Source organism: Streptococcus sp. 5346, from assembly GCF_013277455.1.
GTDB lineage: Bacteria > Bacillota > Bacilli > Lactobacillales > Streptococcaceae > Streptococcus.
In genome coordinates, this window is the sequence record NZ_VMMY01000007.1 from 111932 (window position 1) to 136294 (window position 24363).

Annotated in this window: 22 protein-coding genes; 8 read left to right on the forward strand and 14 right to left on the reverse strand. The window is 39.9% G+C overall.

Features of this window, described 5'->3' with window-relative positions:
* Positions 1-266 precede the first annotated feature (266 nt).
* From tacF to HT732_RS05400, 3 genes are read left to right on the forward strand one after another with little or no spacing between them, the layout of a single operon-like run.
* On the forward strand, positions 267-1754 hold the full coding sequence (tacF, locus tag HT732_RS05390; protein WP_173254235.1) for a type IV teichoic acid flippase TacF: 1488 nt from the start codon (positions 267-269) through the stop codon (positions 1752-1754).
* A 9-nt stretch (positions 1755-1763) separates the two neighbouring features.
* Positions 1764-2567 carry a phosphorylcholine transferase LicD gene (locus HT732_RS05395; protein WP_173254236.1) on the forward strand — a complete coding sequence of 268 codons (804 nt, stop codon included), beginning with the start codon at positions 1764-1766 and terminating at the stop codon, positions 2565-2567.
* Position 2568: 1 nt separating this feature from the next.
* Positions 2569-3378, forward strand: coding sequence for a phosphorylcholine transferase LicD (locus HT732_RS05400; protein ID WP_173254237.1), 810 nt, complete (start codon positions 2569-2571; stop codon positions 3376-3378).
* A 70-nt stretch (positions 3379-3448) separates the two neighbouring features.
* Here HT732_RS05400 and carB read toward each other — a convergent pair whose 3' ends face one another.
* The 6 genes from carB to HT732_RS05430 form a co-directional block, all read right to left on the reverse strand.
* Positions 3449-6625 (reverse strand): carbamoyl-phosphate synthase large subunit, encoded by a 3177-nt coding sequence (carB, locus tag HT732_RS05405; RefSeq protein ID WP_173254238.1) that lies wholly within the window; start codon positions 6623-6625, stop codon positions 3449-3451.
* 448 nt (positions 6626-7073) lie between these two features.
* On the reverse strand, positions 7074-8153 hold the full coding sequence (locus HT732_RS05410; protein WP_000166853.1) for a carbamoyl phosphate synthase small subunit: 1080 nt from the start codon (positions 8151-8153) through the stop codon (positions 7074-7076).
* Positions 8154-8202: 49 nt separating this feature from the next.
* A complete protein-coding gene (locus HT732_RS05415; protein ID WP_173254239.1) occupies positions 8203-9126 on the reverse strand; it encodes an aspartate carbamoyltransferase catalytic subunit in 924 nt (307 codons plus the stop codon).
* 18 nt (positions 9127-9144) lie between these two features.
* The gene (gene pyrR / locus HT732_RS05420) at positions 9145-9666 is read right to left on the reverse strand and encodes a bifunctional pyr operon transcriptional regulator/uracil phosphoribosyltransferase PyrR (protein ID WP_000850023.1); all 522 of its coding nucleotides are present in this window, start codon (positions 9664-9666) and stop codon (positions 9145-9147) included.
* A gap of 210 nt (positions 9667-9876) precedes the next feature.
* On the reverse strand, positions 9877-10506 hold the full coding sequence (gene nth, locus HT732_RS05425) for an endonuclease III (protein WP_173254240.1): 630 nt from the start codon (positions 10504-10506) through the stop codon (positions 9877-9879).
* Positions 10506-11048, reverse strand: coding sequence for a DUF177 domain-containing protein (locus tag HT732_RS05430; protein ID WP_000773212.1), 543 nt, complete (start codon positions 11046-11048; stop codon positions 10506-10508). Before HT732_RS05430 ends, nth begins: the two co-directional genes overlap by 1 nt.
* A 572-nt stretch (positions 11049-11620) precedes the next feature.
* Between HT732_RS05430 and HT732_RS05435 the strand changes: the two genes are divergently transcribed.
* A complete protein-coding gene (locus HT732_RS05435) occupies positions 11621-13147 on the forward strand; it encodes an ATP-binding cassette domain-containing protein (RefSeq protein ID WP_173254241.1) in 1527 nt (508 codons plus the stop codon).
* A gap of 152 nt (positions 13148-13299) precedes the next feature.
* On the opposite strand, the gene htpX is transcribed toward HT732_RS05435, so the two are convergent.
* Both htpX and HT732_RS05445 read right to left on the reverse strand, forming a co-directional pair.
* Positions 13300-14199: a zinc metalloprotease HtpX gene (gene htpX / locus HT732_RS05440; protein WP_173254242.1), complete on the reverse strand. Its 900-nt coding sequence runs from the start codon at positions 14197-14199 to the stop codon at positions 13300-13302.
* A 1-nt stretch (position 14200) separates the two neighbouring features.
* Positions 14201-14761, reverse strand: coding sequence for a LemA family protein (locus tag HT732_RS05445; protein WP_050203410.1), 561 nt, complete (start codon positions 14759-14761; stop codon positions 14201-14203).
* Positions 14762-14854: 93 nt separating this feature from the next.
* On the opposite strand from HT732_RS05445, the gene rsmG reads away from it, so the two are divergent.
* Entirely contained in the window at positions 14855-15568 is a 714-nt protein-coding gene (gene rsmG, locus HT732_RS05450) for a 16S rRNA (guanine(527)-N(7))-methyltransferase RsmG (protein ID WP_173254243.1), read from the forward strand.
* A 253-nt stretch (positions 15569-15821) separates the two neighbouring features.
* Entirely contained in the window at positions 15822-17105 is a 1284-nt protein-coding gene (locus HT732_RS05455; protein WP_173254244.1) for a solute carrier family 23 protein, read from the forward strand.
* 190 nt (positions 17106-17295) lie between these two features.
* On the opposite strand, the gene ffh is transcribed toward HT732_RS05455, so the two are convergent.
* From ffh to HT732_RS05470, 3 genes are all read right to left on the reverse strand, one after another.
* Positions 17296-18867 carry a signal recognition particle protein gene (gene ffh / locus HT732_RS05460; RefSeq protein ID WP_173254245.1) on the reverse strand — a complete coding sequence of 524 codons (1572 nt, stop codon included), beginning with the start codon at positions 18865-18867 and terminating at the stop codon, positions 17296-17298.
* Between the two features lie 11 nt (positions 18868-18878).
* Positions 18879-19211, reverse strand: coding sequence for a putative DNA-binding protein (locus HT732_RS05465; RefSeq protein ID WP_050254340.1), 333 nt, complete (start codon positions 19209-19211; stop codon positions 18879-18881).
* 90 nt (positions 19212-19301) lie between these two features.
* A complete protein-coding gene (locus HT732_RS05470) occupies positions 19302-19679 on the reverse strand; it encodes a DUF1934 family protein (protein ID WP_173254246.1) in 378 nt (125 codons plus the stop codon).
* A gap of 71 nt (positions 19680-19750) precedes the next feature.
* Here HT732_RS05470 and HT732_RS05475 point away from each other — a divergent pair, with 71 nt between their 5' ends.
* Together HT732_RS05475 and yidA are read left to right on the forward strand one after the other, a co-directional pair.
* Positions 19751-21055 (forward strand): HD domain-containing protein, encoded by a 1305-nt coding sequence (locus HT732_RS05475; RefSeq protein WP_173254247.1) that lies wholly within the window; start codon positions 19751-19753, stop codon positions 21053-21055.
* 12 nt (positions 21056-21067) lie between these two features.
* Positions 21068-21874 carry a sugar-phosphatase gene (gene yidA / locus HT732_RS05480; RefSeq protein WP_173254248.1) on the forward strand — a complete coding sequence of 269 codons (807 nt, stop codon included), beginning with the start codon at positions 21068-21070 and terminating at the stop codon, positions 21872-21874.
* Positions 21875-22109: 235 nt separating this feature from the next.
* Here the strand turns inward: yidA and HT732_RS05485 are convergent, their stop codons facing one another.
* The 3 genes from HT732_RS05485 to HT732_RS05495 all read right to left on the reverse strand — a co-directional run bounded on the left by HT732_RS05485 (position 22110) and on the right by HT732_RS05495 (position 24341).
* On the reverse strand, positions 22110-23324 hold the full coding sequence (locus HT732_RS05485) for an MFS transporter (RefSeq protein ID WP_173254249.1): 1215 nt from the start codon (positions 23322-23324) through the stop codon (positions 22110-22112).
* Entirely contained in the window at positions 23314-23538 is a 225-nt protein-coding gene (locus HT732_RS05490) for a hypothetical protein (RefSeq protein ID WP_240155836.1), read from the reverse strand. The genes HT732_RS05485 and HT732_RS05490 overlap by 11 nt, the downstream gene beginning before the upstream one ends.
* 245 nt (positions 23539-23783) lie before the next feature.
* Positions 23784-24341: a CYTH domain-containing protein gene (locus tag HT732_RS05495; RefSeq protein ID WP_001003834.1), complete on the reverse strand. Its 558-nt coding sequence runs from the start codon at positions 24339-24341 to the stop codon at positions 23784-23786.
* Positions 24342-24363 lie beyond the last annotated feature (22 nt).

Sequence of the window (24363 nt, forward strand, 5' to 3'; positions counted from 1 at the left end):
CAATAAATGGCTGTGAAATTTTAGAGTTCTTCAGAATAATATACTTTCCTTAAAGAAAACTTAAAATTAAGCTTTGAAACTTCAAAGTGATTACTTGACTTATACTCAATGAAAATCAAAAAGCAAACTAGGAAGCTAGCCGTAAGCTGTACTTGAGTACGGTAAGGCGACGCTGACGTGGTTTGAATTTGGTTTTTGAAGAGTATTACTGCCCTTCATTTCTTATTAGCTGACTTTATGATATAATGAAAAACGAGGTAAATTGAATGAAAAGTATAAAATTAAATGCTCTATCTTACATGGGAATTCGTGTCTTGAATATTATTTTTCCCATCTTAACTGGTACCTACGTCGCGCGTGTCTTGGACCGAACTGACTATGGTTACTTCAACTCAGTCGACACAATTTTGTCATTTTTCTTACCCTTTGCAACTTATGGAGTCTATAACTACGGTTTACGGGCCATCAGTAATGTCAAGGATAACAAAAAAGATCTGAATAGAACCTTCTCTAGTCTTTTTTATTTGTGCATAGCTTGTACGATTTTGACCACCGCTGTCTATATCCTATCCTATCCTCTCTTCTTTACAGATAATCCAATCGTCAAAAAAGTCTACCTTGTTATGGGGATTCAACTCATTGCCCAGATTTTTTCAATCGAGTGGGTCAATGAAGCTCTGGAAAATTACAGTTTTCTCTTTTACAAGACTGCATTCATCCGTATCCTGATGTTGGTCTCTATTTTCCTTTTTGTTAAAAATGAACACGATATTGTTGTCTATACACTTGTGATGAGTTTATCGACACTGATTAACTATCTGATTAGTTATTTTTGGATCAAAAGAGAGATCAAACTTGTTAAAATCCACATAAGTGATTTTAAACCGCTCTTTCTCCCTCTGACAGCCATGTTGGTCTTTGCTAATGCCAATATGCTCTTCACTTTTTTGGATCGTCTCTTCCTCGTTAAAACAGGGATTGATGTCAACGTTAGTTACTATACCATGGCTCAACGAATTGTGACCGTTATTGCTGGTGTTGTAACAGGAGCTATCGGAGTGAGTGTGCCTCGTCTCAGTTACTATCTAGGAAAAGGCGATAAGGAAGCTTATGTCGCACTTGTTAACAGAGGAAGTCGTATCTTTAACTTCTTTATCATCCCACTCAGTTTTGGACTCATGGTTTTAGGACCAAATGCCATCCTACTTTACGGTAGTGAAAAATATATCGGAGGTGGTATCTTAACCTCTCTCTTCGCTTTTCGTACGATTATCCTGGCCTTAGATACCATTCTTGGTTCCCAAATTCTCTTTACAAATGGCTATGAAAAACGTATCACAGTCTATACAGTCTTTGCAGGATTACTCAATTTGGGCTTAAATAGTCTCCTCTTTTTTAACCACATCGTGACTCCTGAATACTACTTACTGACAACTATGCTATCAGAGGCCTCTCTACTTGTCTTCTATATCATTTTCATCCATAGAAAACAGCTCATCCACTTAGGACATATCTTTAGCTATACTATTCGATACTCGCTCTTTTCACTTTCCTTTGTAGGAATCTATTTCCTGATTAATTTCGTATATCCTGTGGATATGGTCATTAATTTACCATTTTTGATGAATACTGGTTTGATTGTCTTGCTATCAGCCATCTCTTATATTGGTCTACTCGTCTTCACCAAAGATAGCATTTTCTATGAATTTTTAAACCATGTCCTAGCCTTAAAAAATAAATTCAAAAAATCATAGGAGTTTAGAATGAAACAACTAACCATTGAAGATGCCAAACAAATTGAATTAGAAATTTTGGATTATATTGATACTCTCTGCAAAAAGCACAATATCAACTATATTATTAACTACGGTACTCTGATTGGGGCAGTTCGACATCAGGGCTTTATTCCTTGGGACGACGATATTGATTTGTCAATGCCTCGAGAAGATTACCAACGATTTATAAACATTTTTCAAAAGGAAAAAAGCAAGTATAAGCTCCTTTCCTTAGAAACGGATAAAAACTACTTTAACAACTTTATCAAAATAACCGACACTACAACTAAAATTATTGATACTCGGAATACAAAAACCTATGAGTCTGGTGTCTTTATTGACATTTTCCCTATGGATCGCTTTGATGATCCTAAGGTCATTGATACTTGTTACAAACTGGAAAGCTTCAAACTACTGTCTTTCAGTAAACACAAAAATATTGTCTATAAGGATAGCCTTTTAAAAGATTGGATACGTACAGCCTTTTGGTTACTCCTGCGACCTGTTTCCCCTCGTTATTTTGCAAATAAAATCAAGAAAGAAATTCAAAAATATAGTCGTGAAAATGGGCAGTATATGGCTTTTATCCCTTCTAAATTTAAGGAGAAGGAAGTCTTCCCAAGTGGTACCTTCGATAAAACAATTGATCTCCCCTTTGAGAATTTAAGCCTTCCTGCACCTGAAAAATTTGATACTATTTTGACGCAATTTTATGGAGATTATATGACCTTGCCACCTGAAGAAAAACGCTTCTACAGTCATGAATTTCATGCCTACAAATTGGAGGATTAGAATGCAATATTTAGAAAAAGAAGAAATTAAAGAAATTCAACTAGCCCTGCTAGACTATATTGATGAGACTTGTAAGAAACATGATATTCCTTATTTTCTCAGTTATGGAACCATGCTTGGAGCCATCCGCCACAAAGGTATGATTCCTTGGGATGATGATATTGATATTTCTCTCTATCGTGAAGATTATGAGCGTTTACTGAAGATTATTGAAGCAGAAAATCACCCTCGCTACAAGGTTCTTTCCTACGATACATCTTCTTGGTACTTCCATAATTTCGCATCGATTTTGGATACTTCTACTGTTATCGAAGACCATGTTAAGTACAAGCGTCATGATACCAGCCTTTTCATCGATGTCTTCCCAATTGATCGATTTACAGACCTGAGCATTGTCGACAAGAGCTATAAGTATGTGGCCCTTCGTCAACTAGCCTATATCAAAAAATCACGCGCAGTTCACGGTGATAGCAAACTAAAAGATTTTCTTAGATTATGTAGCTGGTACGCCCTCCGAGTGGTCAATCCCCGTTACTTTTACAAGAAAATTGATCAGCTAATCAAAAATGCTGCAACCAGCACTCCTCAATATGAAGGAGGAGTTGGGATCGGTAAGGAAGGGATGAAAGAAATCTTCCCAGTTGATACCTTTAAAGAACTCATCTTAACTGAGTTTGAGGGCCGTATGTTGCCCGTCCCTAAAAAATATGATCAATTTTTAACCCAGATGTATGGGGATTATATGACACCACCATCAAAGGAAATGCAAGAGTGGTATAGCCACAGTATTAAAGCTTATCGCAAAAGCTGATTAAGCAGTAGTTTACAAGAAAAAATATAACAAAAAAGAGAAGATGTAACGATCTTCTCTTTTTTGTTATTTAAATCGCTTCTGTAACAAAACTACGGCTTTCAAGTACCTTAAGCATGGCGTTAGCTGTATCTAGGGCTGTGAAGAGGGGCACTCCGTGTTCAATAGCTGAACGGCGAATCTGCTCTCCATCTTCGTCTGCAGTTCGTTTTGTTCCTACTGTGTTAATGATAGCTTGAATTCTTCCTTTGCGTACAAAACTTGGAATATCCTTATCGTCATCACCAATCTTACCAACAGGTTGGGCTTGCAATCCATGACTAGCAAAGAAGGCTGCTGTCCCTTCTGTCGCGAGGATTCCATAGCCAATATTTTGGAAACGACGAGCTAAGTTCAAGGCTTCTTCTTTTGCATCATCAGCAATGGTGAAGACTACATTTCCAAAAGTTGGCAAGTGGAGGTAAGAAGCTTCAAAGGCCTTATAGAGAGCTTTTTCCAAAGTCGTATCAGAACCCATAACTTCACCTGTTGACTTCATTTCAGGACCAAGCAAGCTGTCTACCTTAGCTAGTTTTGTGAAGGAGAAGACAGGTGCCTTGATATGAACTCGGGTGCTTTCAGGGTAAAGTCCATCTTGGTAGCCAAGTTCTTCAAGTTTTTGACCAAGAATGAGCTTGGTTGCTACTTGAGCCATAGGGATATTGGTCACTTTAGAAAGAAATGGAACCGTACGGCTGGCACGTGGATTGACCTCAATAACATAGACTTTTTCATCCTTGATGACAAACTGGATGTTCATCATTCCAAGGCAGTTAAGACCGATTGCTAGGCGTTTCGTATAGTCTGCGATTGTTTCTTGCACCTTTTGCGACAAGGTTTGTGGTGGGTAAACGGCCATCGAGTCACCTGAGTGGACACCAGCACGTTCGATATGCTCCATGATACCAGGGATAAGAACATTTTCTCCGTCTGAAATGGCATCAACTTCACACTCTTGTCCAACGATATAAGAGTCTACAAGGACTGGATGGTCTGGACTAGCCTTAACCGCGGTACGCATGTAAGAGCGAAGGTCCTCTTCGTTTTCAACAATTTCCATAGCACGTCCACCTAAAACATAAGATGGGCGAACGAGGACTGGGAAGCCAATCTTGCGAGCTGCAAGAACTGCTTCTTCTTCATTTGTAGCCGTTTGTCCTGGTGGTTGTGGAATATCCAGATCTTTTAGAGCTTGCTCGAAGAGGTCGCGGTCTTCGGCACGGTCTAGGTCAGCAACCTGTGTACCAAGGATGGTCACACCTGCTTTTGCCAATGGCTCCGCAAGGTTAATGGCTGTTTGACCACCGAACTGGACGATAACCCCTTTGGGTTGCTCTAGATCAATAACATTCATAACATCTTCGAAAGTCAATGGTTCAAAGTAGAGCTTGTCAGACACAGAGAAGTCTGTTGAAACAGTCTCTGGGTTTGAGTTCATGATGATAGCTTCGTAACCAGCCGCCTGAATAGCCTTAACCGAGTGAACAGTTGCGTAGTCAAACTCAACCCCTTGACCGATACGGATTGGACCTGAACCTAGGACTAGAACGGATTCCTTATCAGACTTGATAGACTCATTTTCCCATCCATAGGTTGAATAGAAATATGGTGTTTCAGAGTCAAACTCTGCCGCACAAGTATCGACCATCTTATAGACTGGGACAATCTTGTTTTCCAAACGAAGCTGGCGAACTTGGTCTGCAGTCGTTTCCCATAGTTCAGCAATCTTACGGTCTGAAAATCCATTGAGTTTGGCATTTTTCAAAACGTCTAAATCTTGTGGATGGGCACCTAATTCTTGCTCAATTTCAAAGATATGCAAGAGTTTATCAAGATAAAAGATATCGATTTTTGTAAGCTCTGCAATTTCTTCTGGTGTGTAGCCACGACGAATTGCTTCTGATACGTAGAAGAGACGGTCATCCTGGGCTTTGACCACTTTTTCAATCAAGGAATCATCAGAAACTGCTGCAAGTTCAGGCATTTCATTGTGGTGCACCCCAATTTCAAGGGAGCGACAGGCCTTAAGGAGAGATTCCTCAATGTTACGACCGATAGCCATGACTTCTCCAGTGGCCTTCATCTGTGTCCCAAGACGGCGCTCACCTTTTTCAAACTTGTCAAATGGGAAACGTGGAATCTTGGCAACCACGTAGTCGAGAGCTGGCTCAAACATGGCATAGGTTGAACCCGTCACTGGGTTAATAACCTCATCCAAAGTCAAACCTACTGCAATCTTGGCAGCCAATTTGGCAATTGGGTAACCTGTCGCCTTAGAAGCAAGGGCTGACGAACGCGATACACGAGGGTTTACTTCGATGACATAGTATTTAAAACTGTGTGGGTCAAGGGCCAGCTGAACGTTACATCCCCCTTCAATCTTAAGGGCACGAATGATGCTCAAGCTTGCGTCACGAAGCATTTGATTTTCATAATCTGACATGGTTTGGGCAGGGGCAAATACGATGGAATCCCCTGTGTGAATCCCAACTGGGTCAAAATTTTCCATGTTACAAACAACCAAAGCATTGTCGGCTGAGTCACGCATCACTTCGTATTCGATTTCCTTGAAACCTGCGATTGAACGCTCAATCAAACATTGGGTCACAGGTGACAATTTCAATCCATTTTCAGCGATTTCACGCAATTCTTCCTCATTAGCACACATACCACCACCAGTACCACCAAGTGTAAAGGCTGGACGGACGATGACTGGGTAGCCAATTGTTGCTGCAAAGGCAACAGCTTCTTCGACTGTATTTACAATTTCAGATTCTGGAATGGGTTGGTTGAGCTCTTCCATCAATTGTTTAAAGAGATCACGGTCCTCCGCTTGGTCGATGGCAGATAATTTAGTACCCAGAAGCTCAACACCAAGCTCATCAAGGATACCATTTTTAGACAATTCCATGGCCATATTAAGACCAGTTTGCCCACCGAGTGTTGGTAGCAAGGCATCTGGACGTTCCTTACGGAGAATACGAGTCACAAACTCAAGTGTAATCGGTTCAATATAAACCTTGTCTGCAATCTCCTTGTCCGTCATGATAGTTGCAGGGTTTGAGTTAACCAAAACAACCTCATAACCTTCCTCTTTCAACGACAAGCAAGCCTGGGTCCCAGCATAGTCAAACTCAGCAGCCTGACCAATAATAATCGGACCAGAACCAATCACCATAATTTTTTGAATATCAGTACGTTTAGGCATATATAAGATATTAAGGGCGTCAAGCGGACAAAGCTAAAATAGGAGTTATGACGAAGAACTGTCAGTTCTAGGAATAACTATCTTTTTAGCACCGTCCGTAGCCCGTATTCAATTCAGCAAATACGGAGCACCCTTCTCCTTTCTATTCGGCAACTCTCAGGTTGCCATTAAATAAATTCTCCGACGATTTTTTAGCGAAACGATATTTTTCGGTAAAAAATCTAGTGCAGGGAGTTTTTAGTTCGCCTGATAGCGACTAAAAGAAACGACCTGTCTTTCTATTCAGCAACTCTCGGGTTGCCATTAAATAGGATACAAAGGACGAATAGAGAGCGATTGAATTTTAAGAAACTAAGGAAGGATTGACAATCTCAGTTGGTTTCTCTAAATTCCGAGCTTTCCGTCCGTGTTCAGTTACATAAATTCTCCGACGAGCTTTTACTCGTTCTTAGTTTGATTGTTTAAAAGCTTCCATCATCTCGATAAACTCGTCAAATAGGTAGCTAGCGTCGTGTGGACCAGGGGCTGCGTCTGGGTGATATTGAACAGAGAAAGCAGGTTGGTATCTGTGACGCACACCTTCAACTGACTTGTCATTGATTTCTTCGTGGGTAATGATCAAGTGCTCTGGCAAATCTTCACGGCTAACTGCATAACCATGGTTCTGACTTGTAAAATCCACACGTCCTGTTGCGATTTCACGTACTGCATGGTTAAAGCCACGGTGACCAAACTTCATCTTGTAAGTCTTAGCCCCGTTTGCCATTGCGAAGAGTTGGTGCCCCATACAAATACCAAAGATTGGAATTTTCCCTTGCACACCGCGAATCATATCGAGTGCCTGTGGAACGTCTTCTGGGTTACCTGGACCGTTTGACAACATCACTCCGTCAGGATTGAGATGGAGAATTTCTTCAGCCGTTGTCGAATACGGAACAACCGTTACGTTACAGTTACGTTTAGAAAGTTCACGTAGGATTGAGTGCTTGAGGCCAAAGTCCACTAACACCACGCTCAAACCAACTCCTGGAGCTGGATAGGATGTTTTAGTAGAAACCTGCTTGATATTGTCTGTCGGCAAGACTGTTGCTTGGAGCTGGTCCGTCACATGGTCCATGCTATCCCCAACATGGGTCAAGGTTGCACGCATGGTACCATGCTTACGGATAATCTTGGTAAGGGCACGCGTATCAATCCCTGAAATACCCGGAATTTTCTTGGCTTTCAAAAATTCATCTAGCGTCATTTGGTTGCGCCAATTGCTTGCTCTACGTGCTTCTTCAAAAACAACGACTCCCTTACAAGTTGGAATAATAGATTCATAATCATCACGGTTAATTCCATAATTTCCTACCAAAGGATAAGTAAAGGTCAAGATTTGTCCATTATAAGACTGGTCTGTAATGGATTCTTGGTAGCCGGTCATGCCTGTATTAAAGACGATTTCGCCTGTTACATCAATATCTGCTCCGAAGGCCTTGCCTTCAAAAACTGTGCCATCTTCTAATACTAGAAGTCTTTTTGTCATATTTTCACCTCTCGTGGACGCTCACTGGCGTCTTTTAACGTCTTGTGTTTTAGTTGGCGTTTCTACTCGCCAGTACGGATTCTAAGATTGCCATTCGAACAAAGACACCATTGGTCATTTGTTGGACAATCCGTGATTTTGGTGCTTCAACCAAGTGATCTGCGATTTCCACATCACGATTGACTGGAGCTGGGTGCATGAGAATTGCTGTTTCTTTCAAACGGTCATAACGTTCTTGAGTCAAGCCATGTTGGGCATGGTAGTCTTCTTTTGAAAATACAGCTCCACTATCATGGCGTTCATGTTGCACACGGAGAAACATCATGACATCCACCTGATCAATGATTTCATCAATAGTTACAAACTGTCCATAGTCTGCAAACTCTTGACTTCTCCATTTCTCAGGTCCAGCGAAAAAGAGTTCAGCTCCCAAGCGTTTCAAAATCTGCATATTGGATTTGGCAACACGTGAATGATCCAAGTCACCTGCAATCGCAACCTTGAGACCCTCAAAGTGGCCAAATTCCTCATAAATAGTCATCAAATCAAGCAAGCTCTGGCTAGGATGTTGTCCCGAACCATCTCCACCATTGATAATGGAAGTCGTAATCGTGGGACTTGCAATCAAATCTCTGTAATAATCGACCTCAGGGTGGCGAATCACACAGACATCCACTCCTAAAGCAGACAGAGTCAAAATAGTATCATAAAGTGTTTCACCTTTATTAACCGAACTAGTCTTCACATCAAAGTCAAGTCGTTCCAATCCCAGTTTAATCTCTGCCACTTCAAAGGACTTATGCGTCCGTGTAGAATCCTCAAAGAAAAGATTGGAAACAATCGGATGGTCCTCGTAGGGAAGCTGAGCTCCGTTTTTAAACTCAATTCCTCGCTTGATCAATTTCATCACTTGATCAACAGTGAGGTCTTCCATGGATACCACATGGTTCAATGCTTGTTGATTTTCTGACATGGCTACTCCTTTAGCTTTCTAAGCTTCTTCAGTAATCAGAACTCTGTCTTGGCCATCAAGTTCTGCCATCTCTACGATGATTTCTTCAGAACGACTAGTTGGGATATTTTTTCCAACGTAATCTGGACGGATTGGCAATTCTCTATGTCCTCGATCGACTAGAACTGCTAAACTCACGCGCGCAGGACGACCATGACCGACAATATTATCAATAGCAGCACGGATGGTACGGCCTGTATAAAGCACATCGTCCACCAAGATAACTTCACGGTCTGTCACATCAACAGAAACCAAAGAAGTATCTTCTCCACTTTTAACATCATCACGGAAAGGTTTGGTATCCAATTCCACAACAGGAACTGAAAGATTTTCTAGCTGTTCCAAACGTTCTTGGATTCGGTGGGCGATAAAGACACCGCGAGTTTTAATACCAGCCAAGACGATTTTATTCAAATCTTTGTTGCGTTCGATAATCTCATAAGTAATACGCGTAATCGCTCGTTTGACGGTCAATTCATCTACAACTTCTTTTGTCTTCATGACAAACCTCCAAAAAGAAAAGTCTCCTTAAACAAGGAGACTTGAAATGTATAGCTAAGTAAGCCCTACTGCAAACAGTATAGACTTCACCCTACTACTTAATCGTTCTCCTTGCCTGCCTCACGGGACAGGTTTAAAGGAATATTTAGTTACCAATTACTATAGCACAAAGCATGCTTAAAATCAAGCAAAAACTTTTGAAACCCCATCTTATAAATTGCTAAAATCATATAACTGTGGGTACTGGTCACACTCTGGATTTTTAGGATGACAAATGGCTCTTCCAAAATAAATCATGGCCTGATGGGCTGCTAACCACTGCTCAGGCGGCAAGATATCCATGACCCGCTTTTCCACCTCAAGCGGTGTCGCTGATTTTTTGACAATATCGTGGTGTTTGCAAATACGCTCCACATGAGTATCCACTGCAAAAGCTGGAATCCCAAATCCTACACTCATGACAACATTGGCTGTCTTTCGACCAACACCTGCCAAACTCTCTAATTCCTCTCGTGTTTGAGGGACTTGACCATCAAAATCGTCTAGTAACTGTTGGGCACATTTTTTTAGGAATTTAGCCTTATTTCGATACAGTCCCAGGCGAGAAATGTGTGAGGCAATCTCACTCTCAGTCGCCACAGACATGGCTTGTGGCGTTGGAAAGGCGGTAAAGAGACCTGGTGTGGCCTTGTTTACCGCTGCATCCGTCGTCTGGGCTGACAACATGACCGCAACCAAGAGTTCAAAATGATTGGTAAAATCAAGACTGGGCTTGGCATCTGGAAACAGAGCAATGATTTCTTCTAGCACCTTTCGTGCTCGTTTTTTTGACAAGACCATTATTCGTCTCCATCAAATAGTCCTTGTAAGCCAGCAAAAGGACTGTTTTCTTCTTTCTTAACTGCCTGTTGAGCTTGGTATTCTTCCTCTGTCATGATTTGCCAGTCATTTCCTGAAACAAATCCTTGACCAGCTTCTTCTTCAGCCGTCAAGACCTTGATAGGAATGTTTAGTAGGATATTGTCTGACACGCTCTCAGCAAGGTCCAGTTCCCCATTTTCGATAGGCAAGACCAAATCATCATCTAAAACTTCCTGATCTAGTTGGTTAGTTGCGCCTTCCATGAAAACTTCTGTTACTGGATAAGATTCAACTAGCTCAACTGGTTCCATACTGCGACTTGAAGCAAGAACAATGGTATAAGATAGTTGATAATCTAAGAAATACATACGGTCTTCGTACTGTACTTTCCCAACTGCAAGGATATCTTTCACATCTAAAATTTCTTGATTGCGTGCACGCAGGTCTGCGGCTAGGTCTAATGTTTGTTCAAAATGCAAGCCTTCAGACTGCTTACGAATTTCTTGAATATTTAATTTCATACTTCCTCCATAAAGATTTACTCTCTTGATTATACCATGAAAAGGCTACAAATCAGCCCACCAAACTTTGTAATTAACATTCGATTTTTTAATATATTTATCACTATATTTTTTGGTGCTATACTATAGGCAAGAATACGTGATAGCAAGGAGGATGCTCACATGGAAGACAAAGAATTCATTACTAATGCTTACCACACGGATTTTAGAGCATAGAATTTCCAGTTTTCTGTTGACAAAATTTCCTGAAAGTTATACGATAAAGATACTAATACTCGGAGGTAAGGGAGACATGAACAACTAAGTCTATCAAATAAAGAACCTTTATTTAGTAGATCTTGTTTTTGTCTCTTTTTGTGGCTCTTTTCATACTAGATTTTCTAGTATCTTGTCCCCATTGAAAATCAAAAAACTAGAAAGCTATGCTCCTCTTGGGTTGGGTTAGGCAACTCCAAGCTAGTTTGACGAGTTTTTCAACGAGGATAATAGAGTTTTGACAGTGACTTTGGGCTCTACTAGGTAAAGTAGAGCTTTTTGCTATGCACTATTGATATTCTAGAAAGGGCAAGCATATGATAAAAATCAATCATCTGACCATCACACAAAACAAAGATTTACGAGACCTTGTCTCTGACTTAAACATGAGCATCCAGGGTGGGGAAAAGGTAGCTATTATTGGAGAGGAAGGAAATGGCAAATCAACCTTGCTTAAAACTTTAATGGGGGAAGCTTTGCCTGATTTTACTATCAGGGGAGACATTCAATCTGATTATCAATCAATAGCCTACATTCCTCAAAAACTCCCCGAGGACCTGAAAAAGAAAACTTTACACGACTACTTCTTTTTAGATACTATTGATTTAGATTACAGTGTCCTCTATCGTTTAGCTGAGGAATTGCATTTTGATAGCAATCGCTTTGCTAGTGACCAAGATATCGGGAGCCTATCGGGTGGTGAAGCTTTGAAAATTCAGCTCATCCATGAGTTAGCCAAACCCTTTGAGATTCTATTTTTAGATGAACCTTCAAACGACCTAGACCTTGAGACGGTTGATTGGTTAAAAAATCAAATTCAAAAGATTAGGCAAACTGTTATTTTCATCTCCCATGATGAGGACTTTCTGTCTCAAACGGCTGATACTATTGTCCACTTGCGACTGGTCAAGCACCGTAAAGAAGCGGAAACACTAGTAGAGCATTTAGACTATGATCGCTATAGTGAGCAGATAAAGGCTAATTTTGCCAAACAAAGTCAGCAAGCTGCTAACGACCAGAGAGCCTATGACAAAACCATGGAAAAGCATCGCCGAGTTAAACAAAATGTAGAAACTGCTCTTCGAGCTACCAAAGACAGTACTGCTGGTCGCCTATTGGCTAAAAAAATGAAAAATGTTCTCTCTCAAGAAAAACGCTTTGAAAAGACAGCTCAGTCCATGACCCAAAAACCACTTGAAGAAGAACACATTCAACTTTTCTTCTCGTATATACAGTCATTACCGGCATCTAAAGTCTTAATCCAACTGGAAAAGGAAAATTTGGCCATTGGCGACCGAGTTTTGGTTCAAAAACTACAACTAACTGTCCGTGGGCAAGAAAAAATCGGTATTATCGGGCCAAATGGTGTTGGGAAATCAACTCTGTTAGCCAAATTGCAGCAACTTCTGAATGATAAAAGAGAGATTTCACTTGGTTTTATGCCACAAGATTACCACAAGAAACTGCAATTGGAGCTATCACCAATAGCCTACCTCAGCAAAACTGGAGAAAAAGAGGAACTACAGAAAATCCAATCTCACTTAGCCAGTCTCAATTTCAGTTATCCAGAAATGCAGCATCAAATTCGCTCCTTATCTGGCGGACAACAGGGAAAACTCCTGCTTTTGGATTTAGTCTTGCGCAAACCAAACTTTCTTCTTCTGGATGAACCCACACGAAACTTTTCTCCCACTTCTCAACCCCAAATTAGAAAACTCTTTGCCACCTATCCAGGCGGTATCATCACTGTTTCGCATGACCGTCGTTTCTTAAAAGAGGTCTGCTCGACTATCTATCGCTTGACAGAACATGGTTTGGAGCTAGTTAATTTAGAAGATGTATAAATTTGCAACATAGCAGATAGGTAGGACAAAAACACAATTTTATGAGAAAAGGAAGTAAATCTTCCCATAATAAAACGCATCATATCAAGTTTTTTTGCACACCTGATATTATGCGTTTTTCAGATTTTAAAGGCTTTTTCCCAGCCTTCATTTTACATCTGTTTCAAACGTTCAATCCGCTCTGAGATAGGTGGGTGGGTATAAAAGAGTTTTTGGAACCCTCCCCCTTTCTTGGGATCATTGATATAAAGTGCACTGCTGGCATCATCTACAGGACGACTCATCGGTTTACTATTATCCAACTTACCTAGAGCATTTATCATTCCTTGAGGATTGCGCGTCAACTCAACACTAGAAGCATCAGCTAGGAATTCCCTCTGACGAGAAATAGCTAGTTGCACCAAGGTTGCAGCAAGAGGGGCCAGCACGATAGCTAGTAGGGAAACCACGAGCATAATGATTTCTAAACCATTTCCTTCTCTGTCATCGTCACTTCGTCTGCGACCTGCGCCACCCCACCACATCATACGACCAGCCATACTAGAAAGCATGGTGATAGCACTAGCAAGGGCAACAGCAATAGTCGAAATACGGATATCGTAATTACGAATATGACTGACTTCATGTCCCATAACAGCTTCTAGCTCCTCACGATTCATGATAGCTAATAGACCTGACGTCGCAGCAACCGCTGCGTTTTGAGGGTTAGAACCTGTCGCAAAGGCATTTAAGGCTGGATCATCAATGATGAAAACACGGGGCATAGGAATCTGAGCGACCATAGCCATATCTTCCACTACATGGTAGAGGTCTGGTGCCGTTTGCTCATCAACCTCACGCGCGCCATTCATGGACATGACAATCTCTGTCGATTGAAAAATCATGGACAAGGCATAGATAAAGCCGATAATCAGTGCGATAACCAAACCACCAAGCCCAGACCGCATAAAGAGATAACCAACCACATAGCCAACCAGAGCTAAGAGTAGGAAAAATACCAGCAACAAAATCCAGGTTTTTCGTTTATTGCTTGCAATTTGATCAAACAACATCTTAGTCACCTAAACCGCTAAAATCAACTTTAGGAACTACCTTTTCCTCTTCTGGTGTTTGAAGGAAATCTGCTGCTTTAAATCCAAACATTCCAGCGATAATATTGCTTGGGAAAGTTTCTAATTTTACATTGTAGTTGCTGACAACACTGTTATAGAGTTGACGAGAGTATGAAATTTTATTTTCTGTGTTTGTCAACTCCTCTTGCAATTTAACAAAGTTGGCACTAGCTTTCAAATCTGGATAGCTTTCTGCAACTGCAAAAATACCTGAAACCTGACGAGTAAGGGCATCACTAGCTTTCATAGCTTCTGCTGGTGAAGTCGCTGCCGCCACTTGGTTACGTAGCTCTGCCACCTTTTCAAGGGTAGAACCTTCATATTTGGCATAACCTTTTACAGTCTCAATCAAGTTTGGCAAGAGGTCATTTCGACGTTTCAACTGAACATCAATCTGGCTCCAAGCCTCCTTTGTTTGCATACGATTTTTAACCAAACCGTTATAGCTAACAATCACAAAAATAACAACAAGAGCGATAACTCCAAGAATAATCCAAGTCATTATATAAGTCCTTTCTACTTTTAGATTAGTACCAGTATATCAAATTTTTAATGATTGTGGTAAAATAAGATGATACTAAAGAAGGAAATAACTATGAAACCAGAAACATTTTACAACTTGCTTGCCGAGCAAAATCTTCCACTTTCGGACCAGCAAAAAAAACAATTTGAACGTTATTTTGAACTCTTGGTCGAGTGGAATGAAAAGATTAATTTGACGGCTATTACAGATAAAGAAGAAGTTTATCTCAAACATTTTTATGATTCGATTGCACCTATTCTGCAAGGCTTGATTCCCAATGAAACTATCAAACTGCTTGATATCGGGGCTGGGGCAGGATTTCCTAGTCTACCAATGAAAATTCTCTATCCTCAGCTAGATGTGACTATCATTGATTCTCTCAACAAGCGCATCAACTTCCTCCAACTGTTGGCTCAGGAGCTGGATTTGAATGGTGTTCATTTCTACCATGGACGTGCAGAAGACTTAGCACAAGATAAGAACTTCCGTGCTCAATATGATTTTGTAACAGCTCGTGCGGTTGCCCGCATGCAGGTTTTATCTGAATTGACAATTCCTTACCTGCAAGTTGGCGGAAAACTATTGGCGCTCAAGGCCAGCAATGCGCCTGAGGAATTATTAGAAGCTAAGAATGCCCTCAACCTCCTTTTTAGTAAGGTCGAAGACAATCTCAGCTACGCTCTACCTAATGGAGATCCGCGCTACATCACAGTGGTAGAAAAGAAAAAGGAAACACCAAATAAATATCCACGTAAGGCTGGCATGCCCAATAAACGCCCGCTTTAATCTTTTTAGTAAAAAAATATTTACAAAGTCAACCTCGCTTTTTTATTTCTAGGCTCGGGAAAAAATGATTTACAAAATCATTTTTTTCTGCTATACTATCCTAAGCAAAGGTTTTTAATGTCATCCCGTGAGGTGACGAAGACGCAGAAATATTTGAAACTCTTTAAAGTCTAAATTTTAAAGAAGTCTTACTCTGAGGGCCTATTGCTGTAAAATAATGGGCTCTTTTTTGATGCCCAAAAGTGAGGTTTATATGAAACAAGAATCAACTGTTGATTTGTTACTAGACGTTGACCAACGTCCTTCGACTGGAAAAGGAATTCTCCTTAGTTTCCAACACGTTTTCGCCATGTTTGGTGCGACCATCTTGGTACCATTGATTTTGGGAATGCCTGTATCTGTTGCCCTTTTTGCTTCAGGTGTAGGAACACTCATCTACATGATTTCAACTGGTTTTAAAGTTCCCGTTTATCTAGGTTCTTCATTTGCCTTTATCACAGCAATGTCACTTGCTATGAAAGAAATGGGTGGTGATGTGTCTGCTGCTCAAACAGGGGTTATCTTGACTGGTTTGGTCTATGTCCTTGTGGCTGCTGGTGTTCGTTTTGCAGGTACAAAATGGATTGATAAACTCTTGCCACCAATCATCATCGGACCTATGATTATCGTTATCGGTCTTGGACTTGCAGGCTCAGCAGTTACTAACGCTGGTCTTGTAGCTGACGGAAATTGGAAAAATGCTCTTGTAGCAGTTGTTACTTTCTTGATTGCTGCCTTTATCAATACAAAGGGAAAAGGCTTCCTACGAATCATTCCATTCCTATTTGCCATTATCGGTGGTTACCTCTTCGCACTAACTCTTGGCTTGGTTGACTTTACACCAGTTCTTAAAGCTAACTGGTTTGAAATTCCTGGTTTCTACTTGCCATTTAGCACAGGTGGTACCTTTAAAGAATACAATCTTTACTTTGGTCCAGAAACCATCGCTATCTTGCCAATCGCTATCGTAACAATTTCTGAACATATCGGAGATCATACTGTTTTGGGTCAAATCTGTGGCCGTCAATTCTTGAAAGAACCAGGTCTTCACCGTACTCTTCTTGGTGACGGTATCGCAACTTCAGTTTCTGCCTTCCTTGGTGGACCAGCCAATACAACTTATGGAGAAAATACAGGAGTTATCGGTATGACTCGTATCGCTTCTGTCTCAGTTATCCGTAACGCTGCCTTCATCGCGATTGCCCTTAGCTTCCTTGGTAAATTCACTGCCTTGATTTCAACCATTCCAAATGCTGTACTTGGTGGTATGTCAATCCTTCTCTACGGAGTTATCGCAAGTAATGGTTTGAAAGTCTTGATCAAAGAACGTGTAGACTTCAGTCAAATGCGTAACCTAATCATCGCAAGTGCTATGTTGGTACTTGGACTTGGAGGAGCTATCCTTAAACTCGGTCCAGTTACCCTTTCAGGAACTGCCCTATCAGCCATGACAGGAATCATCTTGAACTTAATCTTGCCATATGAAAATAAAGACTAAGAGTCTAAACACCAAATCCGCTCAGACAACTGAGTGGATTTTTTCGTACACTATAATACAAATATCTGTAAATTGTTAAAATCAAAAAACGTATAATATCAGGTATTCTAAAAACTTGATACTATACGTTTTATCATAGAAATTTTTACTTCATTTTCTCATCAAATGAGATTTGCATCAATCCCTTGTCTTACTTGCGTTTCTTCTTCGCTTTTTTCATTTTATTCGCCATGCGTTTCATGGATTGTTTCATGGCAAATTCACCGATTTTACCTTTGAGTCCGCCACCAAACATCTGACTCATATCTGGCATTCCTGCTCCTCCGAGAGCTGAAAGGTCAGGCATACCGCCTTGTCCCATCATTCCTTCAAGGGCAGACATATCCATTCCTCCCATATTTGGCATATTTTTTGGAAGGTTGTTTGGATTGATTCCCATCTGCTTCATCATCTTGTTCATATCACCAGACATGACACCCTGCATGAGCTGTTTAGCTTGGTTAAAGTCTTTGATGAATTTATTAACTTCGACAAAGGTATTTCCAGAACCAGCAGCGATACGACGGCGACGGCTTGGATTTAACAAATCTGGATTTTCACGTTCTTCAGGTGTCATTGAAGACACAATAGCACGTTTGCGCGCAATCTGACGCTCATCTACCTTCATGTTTTGAAGGGCTGGATTGTTAGCCATACCTGGAATCATCTTGAGCAAGTCTTCCATTGGCCCCATGTTTTGCACCTGATCCAACTGATCAATGAAATCATTGAAATCAAAGGTGTTTTCGCGCATCTTCTCAGCCATTTCAAGGGCTTTTTGCTCATCGTATTCCTGAGAAGCTTTCTCAATCAACGTAAGCATATCCCCCATGCCAAGGATACGGCTAGACATGCGGTCTGGGTGGAAGGTTTCAATGTCCGTAATCTTTTCACCTGTACCAGTAAACTTGATTGGTTTTCCAGTAATGTGACGAACAGATAGAGCAGCACCACCACGAGTATCACCATCAATCTTGGTAAGGATGACCCCAGTCACTTCCAACTGAGCATTGAACTCACGCGCAACATTGGCTGCTTCTTGACCAATCATGGCATCAACGACGAGCAGAATTTCGTTTGGTTGAGCTAGTGCTTTCACGTCACGAAGCTCATTCATCAAAAGCTCATCAATCTGCAAACGACCTGCCGTATCAATCAAGACATAGTCATTATGATTAACTTGGGCTTGTTCCAAACCTTGACGAACAATCTCCACAGCTGGAACCTCTGTTCCAAGAGCGAAGACAGGCACATCAATCTGTTGACCCAGTGTCTTCAGCTGATCAATAGCAGCTGGACGATAAATATCCGCCGCAATCATCAAGGGACGGGCATTTTCTTCTTTCTTGAGTTTGTTAGCCAATTTACCTGCAAAGGTTGTTTTACCAGCCCCCTGCAAACCAACCATCATGATGATGGTAGGAATCTTAGGTGACTTGATAATTTCTGCCGTATCAGAACCTAAAACAGCTGTCAGTTCCTCATCTACAATTTTAATAATCTGTTGAGCAGGATTAAGGGTATCAATGACCTCATGCCCGACTGCACGCTCACGAACTTTCTTGATAAAGTCCTTTACAACAGGCAAGGCAACGTCGGCCTCAAGCAAGGCCAAGCGAATTTCTTTGGTTGCCTCTTGGACATCAGATTCAGAGATTTTTCCTTTTTTACGTAGATTTTTAAAGACGTTTTGCAAACGTTCTGTTAAACTTTCAAATGCCATTTTTCTTCCTCTTATTCTCTATTATCAATGCTTGTTAAAATTTCTATCTGCTCATGCAGAAAGTCATCCTTGGGATACTGCTCCAAAATCTGGTCAAAAATCTGACTGCGGACAATGTAGTCCGAGTACATGTGCAATTTCATCTCATAATCTTCCAGAATCTTTTCTGTCCGCTTGATATTATCATAGACAGCCTGACGACTGACACCAAACTCCTCGGCAATCTCAGCAAGGCTGTAATCATCAGCGTAGTAGAGCTCGATATAATTCATTTGCTTATCTGTCAAAAGCGCCGCATAAAATTCAAAGAGCGCATTCATACGATTGGTTTTTTCAATTTCCATAACTTTTATTATACCAAAAAATAGCCTAATCTACCACATTAGGAAGCCAATCCGAGAAGATAGATAGCTAAATTTGAAAAAGACATGAGCCTAGCCCCAAGTAATTTCCAATTGATAGCTGGCAAAGAGATGTCCCTCTTGATTTTGCAGTTGATAGTCTAGCTCAATCTTTTGCCTATCAACTTGATAATGGCTCGTTTGGATGATAAACTCCTGCATGCCCATAGGTGTGGGAATGTAGGCTAAACTATCACTATCCTTTAGAAAGCGCATAATGGTCTTGGGATTGGAAAAACGGCTCATCACCAGTTCTTGACCATGGAATTTAATAACCACTTTTTCCTTTTCCTCATTATAGAAAAGCAGGTAGCTATAATCTCCTTTTTCATGCACTTCCACGTCATAAAGCTGATCAATCACTTCCAACTGCTCATCAAACTGAATCGTATTTCGCATCCGAATCTTCACATCAGGTCCTCTTTCTTGTCTCTTGTCCTACTATTTTACCAAAAACTCTAGCTTTTTGCTATAATGGTCATATGAACGAAAAAGTATTCCGTGACCCTGTTCACAACTACATCCATGTCAATAATCAAATCATCTATGACTTGATCAATACAAAAGAATTTCAACGCTTGCGCCGAATCAAACAACTGGGAACTTCCAGTTATACCTTCCACGGTGGAGAACACAGTCGCTTCTCCCATTGTCTTGGAGTCTATGAGATTGCTCGTCGCATCACAGAGATTTTTGAAGAAAAATATCCTGAAGAATGGAATCCTTCCGAGTCTCTCTTGACCATGACCGCTGCTCTCCTACATGACCTTGGACATGGTGCCTACTCCCATACTTTTGAACATCTCTTTGATACAGACCATGAAGCCATTACTCAGGAGATTATTCAGAGTCCTGAAACGGAGATTCACCAAGTCCTGCTACAAGTGGCACCTGATTTCCCAGAAAAGGTGGCCAGTGTCATTGACCATACCTATCCTAATAAGCAGGTCGTGCAACTCATTTCTAGTCAGATTGATGCGGACCGCATGGACTATCTCTTGCGCGACTCCTATTTTACAGGTGCTTCCTATGGAGAATTTGACCTGACTCGCATCCTCCGAGTCATTCGTCCTGTCGAAAATGGTATCGCCTTTCAGCGCAATGGCATGCATGCCATCGAAGACTATGTCCTCAGTCGCTACCAGATGTACATGCAGGTTTATTTCCACCCAGCAACACGCGCAATGGAAGTTCTCCTACAGAATCTCCTCAAGCGCGCCAAGGAACTCTACTCTGAGGATAAGGACTTCTTTGCACGAACTTCTCCACATCTCCTGCCTTTCTTTGAAAAAAATGTGACCTTGTTTGACTATCTAGCTCTAGATGATGGTGTGATGAATACCTACTTCCAGCTCTGGATGACCAGTCCTGACAAGATTCTCGCAGACCTGTCGCAACGCTTTGTCAACCGCAAAGTCTTTAAATCCATTACTTTTTCACAAGAAGACCAAGACCAACTCGCTAGCATGAGAAAATTGGTTGAGGACATTGGCTTTGATCCCGACTACTATACTGCCATTCATAAGAACTTCGACCTCCCTTATGATATCTATCGTCCCGAATCTGAAAATCCACGGACACAGATTGAGATTCTACAGAAAAATGGAGAACTAGCCGAACTCTCTAGCCTGTCTCCTATCGTCCAATCCCTTGCTGGTAGTCGTCACGGAGATAATCGTTTCTATTTCCCAAAAGAAATGTTGGATCAAAACAGTATCTTCGCAAGCATTACCCAGCAATTTTTACACTTGATTGAGAACGATCATTTTACCCCAAATAAAAACTAGAAGAGGAATTTTATGAGTATTAAACTAATCGCCGTCGATATTGACGGAACCCTAGTCAACAGCCAAAAGGAAATCACTCCTGAAGTCTTTTCTGCCATCCAAGATGCCAAAGAAGCTGGTGTCAAAGTCGTCATTGCAACTGGCCGCCCTATCGCTGGCGTTGCCAAACTTCTAGACGACTTGCAGTTGAGAGACGAGGGTGACTATGTTGTGACCTTCAATGGTGCCCTTGTCCAAGAAACCGCTACAGGACATGAGATTACCAGCGAATCCTTGACTTATGAGGATTATCTGGATATGGAATTTCTCAGTCGCAAACTCGGTGTCCACATGCACGCCATTACTAAGGATGGAATCTACACTGCCAATCGCAATATCGGAAAATACACAGTTCACGAATCAACCCTCGTCAGCATGCCTATTTTCTACCGCACACCTGAAGAAATGGCTGACAAGGAAATCGTCAAGTGTATGTTCATCGATGAACCAGAAATCCTCGATGCTGCGATTGAAAAAATCCCAGCAGAATTTTACGAACGCTACTCCATCAACAAATCTGCTCCTTTCTACCTCGAACTCCTTAAAAAGAATGTGGACAAAGGTTCAGCCATCACTCACCTAGCTGAAAAACTCGGATTGACCAAAGATCAAACCATGGCTATCGGTGACGAAGAAAATGACCGTGCCATGCTGGAAGTCGTTGGCAACCCTGTAGTCATGGAAAACGGAAATCCAGAAATCAAAAAAATCGCCAAATACATCACCAAAACAAATGACGAATCTGGCGTTGCCCATGCCATCCGTACATGGGTACTGTAAAATAATATGAATATAGAAAAAGCACTCCAGAAATTAGAGATACTGTACTGACCCCAAAAGTTAGACAGAAAAATCTTACTTTTGGGGTGCAGTTTAAAATTCAGTATTTTTGTTTTCTAGTTCTATCCCCTTAATAATTATTAAATCTGAAAAAGGTAGTACATTATGTAAAAACTTTTTCAATTTTTTATTTTACTACGAATTAATATTATTTTTTCTAATGATAATTAACCCACTAATCTTCCTTTATAAATATTGCAGTTCTTTTCTTAGTTAGCTTTTTTTCATAACTCTTTATAAGAATAACCAATAAACTACTTAGTAATCCCAAAATAACTAGACTTAATCTCGGATTTAAAAGCCAATTAAAATAAGCAGCTAGTATCCCTCCAAAAGGAGCAAAAATGGTAGCTATTACAAAAGAACTAGAAAGTATTTTACCAATATTATACTCAGTACTTTCTTGTTGCTGTATTGTTGTAATCGAGACAGAAGCTATTGTAATTAGTCCACTCAAAATTGAATAACAAATTCCAAAAAATATCCAATTTTCTACTATTCCGCTTGCCATAATGACAAGTGGGATCGTTGCCATTGATATATTCATTAAAATAAAGGTATCCTTCTTATTCAAAAAAGTAGAAAGAAGAGTTACTGCTATCAAACTACCAAATCCAGCAATTGAGTATACAATTCCAACAAGACTATTTGATAACTTTAATTGATCCTGTAAATAATAAATAATTGTTGCATTAAAGCCTAGCATAGCGATATTCACAACAATAGTAAAGAGTAAAGAAACCCTCAATTTAATATTTGTAAAATTCTCTTTAAAACCTGCAAACATTTCTTTTATATCATCATTTCCATTCTCCTTATTTCCTTGATTTGGAATATATGAAATTAATATTGAAAAAAATAACAACAAGAACGAAGCACTATTTATAAAAAAAATGCTGTTAATATTAAACTTTAACATTAATAACCCTGCCAAAGCAGGAGAAACTAATTTTGAAATAGTTCGTACACCTTGAAACTGCGAATTATATTTTTGCAATTCTTCCTTCTCAAATAATGCCGGGGTAATTACTGAAAATCCTGTTTGAAAAAGTGTCGAAAATAAAGGAATCAAAAATGCAATAACATAGTAAAAAAATATAGAAACTGAATATTTAGATAATATCGGTATTACACTACATAATAATGCAGGTATTAATGTAGACCATAATAGTATCTTTTTCTTATTAAAATTATCTAATAAATAGCCCATAACAAATCCTAATAAGAGTTGAGGTAACAATTCAATAATTACCATTCCTCCCATTGCAAATGACGAATGAAATTCTTGGTAAATTAAAATAGGAAAAGCAATTTTTTGAAATCTATCTCCAATATTTGATATGAATTCACCAAAAGTTATTGTATAAAACGTTTTCTTGTTAATATTCATGACTCCCTTTCCTTCTTTCTAAACCACGATAAATAGCATTTTTTATTAAATCTGTAAAGCTTATTCCAAACCTCTTTGCAAGAGTTGGTACCGCACTATTTTCACTTAAACCATACATAGTTACTAACTCAATGAAATATACATCCTCGCCAGATACTCTAAAATCAAGATAACAAGTACCATCTATTTCATAATAATCATGACCACCCGTCAAACGGGTGGTTTGTCCCAGGGCTATAAGCCCAAACTACCAGCCAGCGCCTAAAGACGCTGGCTTTCACGTTGTTCAAGCCTTATTTCTCTTGACTCGTCACTTGCCTCTCAAAGAGGCTTTAGTATCACTTACCACTATCCCTAAAGGATCCTTCTTATTCAAAAAAGTAGAAAGAAAGGTTACTGCTATCAAACTTCCAAATCCAGTAATTGAGTAAACAATCCCAACAAGACTATTTGATAATTTCAATTACGTCCATTTTTTTCTCTCATTAATTGGACATAGCCCTTTGTTTCTATTTTTGAATTTAAAAACGAGAACTCTCCGCACATTTTATCATAAAAATTACTATAATCTTCTTTTGAAAAATCTCCTAAAATCTCTATCTCAAGATAAAACCCAAGACCATCAATCTTATCTAGATTAATCGTTTTATTTTCTAATTCATCATGATAAGTCTTTCTATGTTTACTTATTGTGAAAATATTTGAAAATCCATCTTGCAAGATATTTCTTACAAATTCTAATTTTTCAGATTCTAACTCTATTTCACTTTCACTCCACATTCCTTGTTTTATCGTATCTTTTCTTGTGAAAATACTTGCTCTATTATCATCTTCTTGACGAATTCTGTAGATAAAGCTACCTACCTCATCATTTTCAAATTCTCTTCCTTTTGTTTTAAAATATTCATCAACTTGCTTATTTTCATTCTTAAATTTATAAGATTTTTCTAAATATGAAATAGCATTATTATAATCTTTCTCATCGTTGAGTTCAAATCTAACTTCTAATTCATTCATTAATTTTACCTCTCAATTCTTC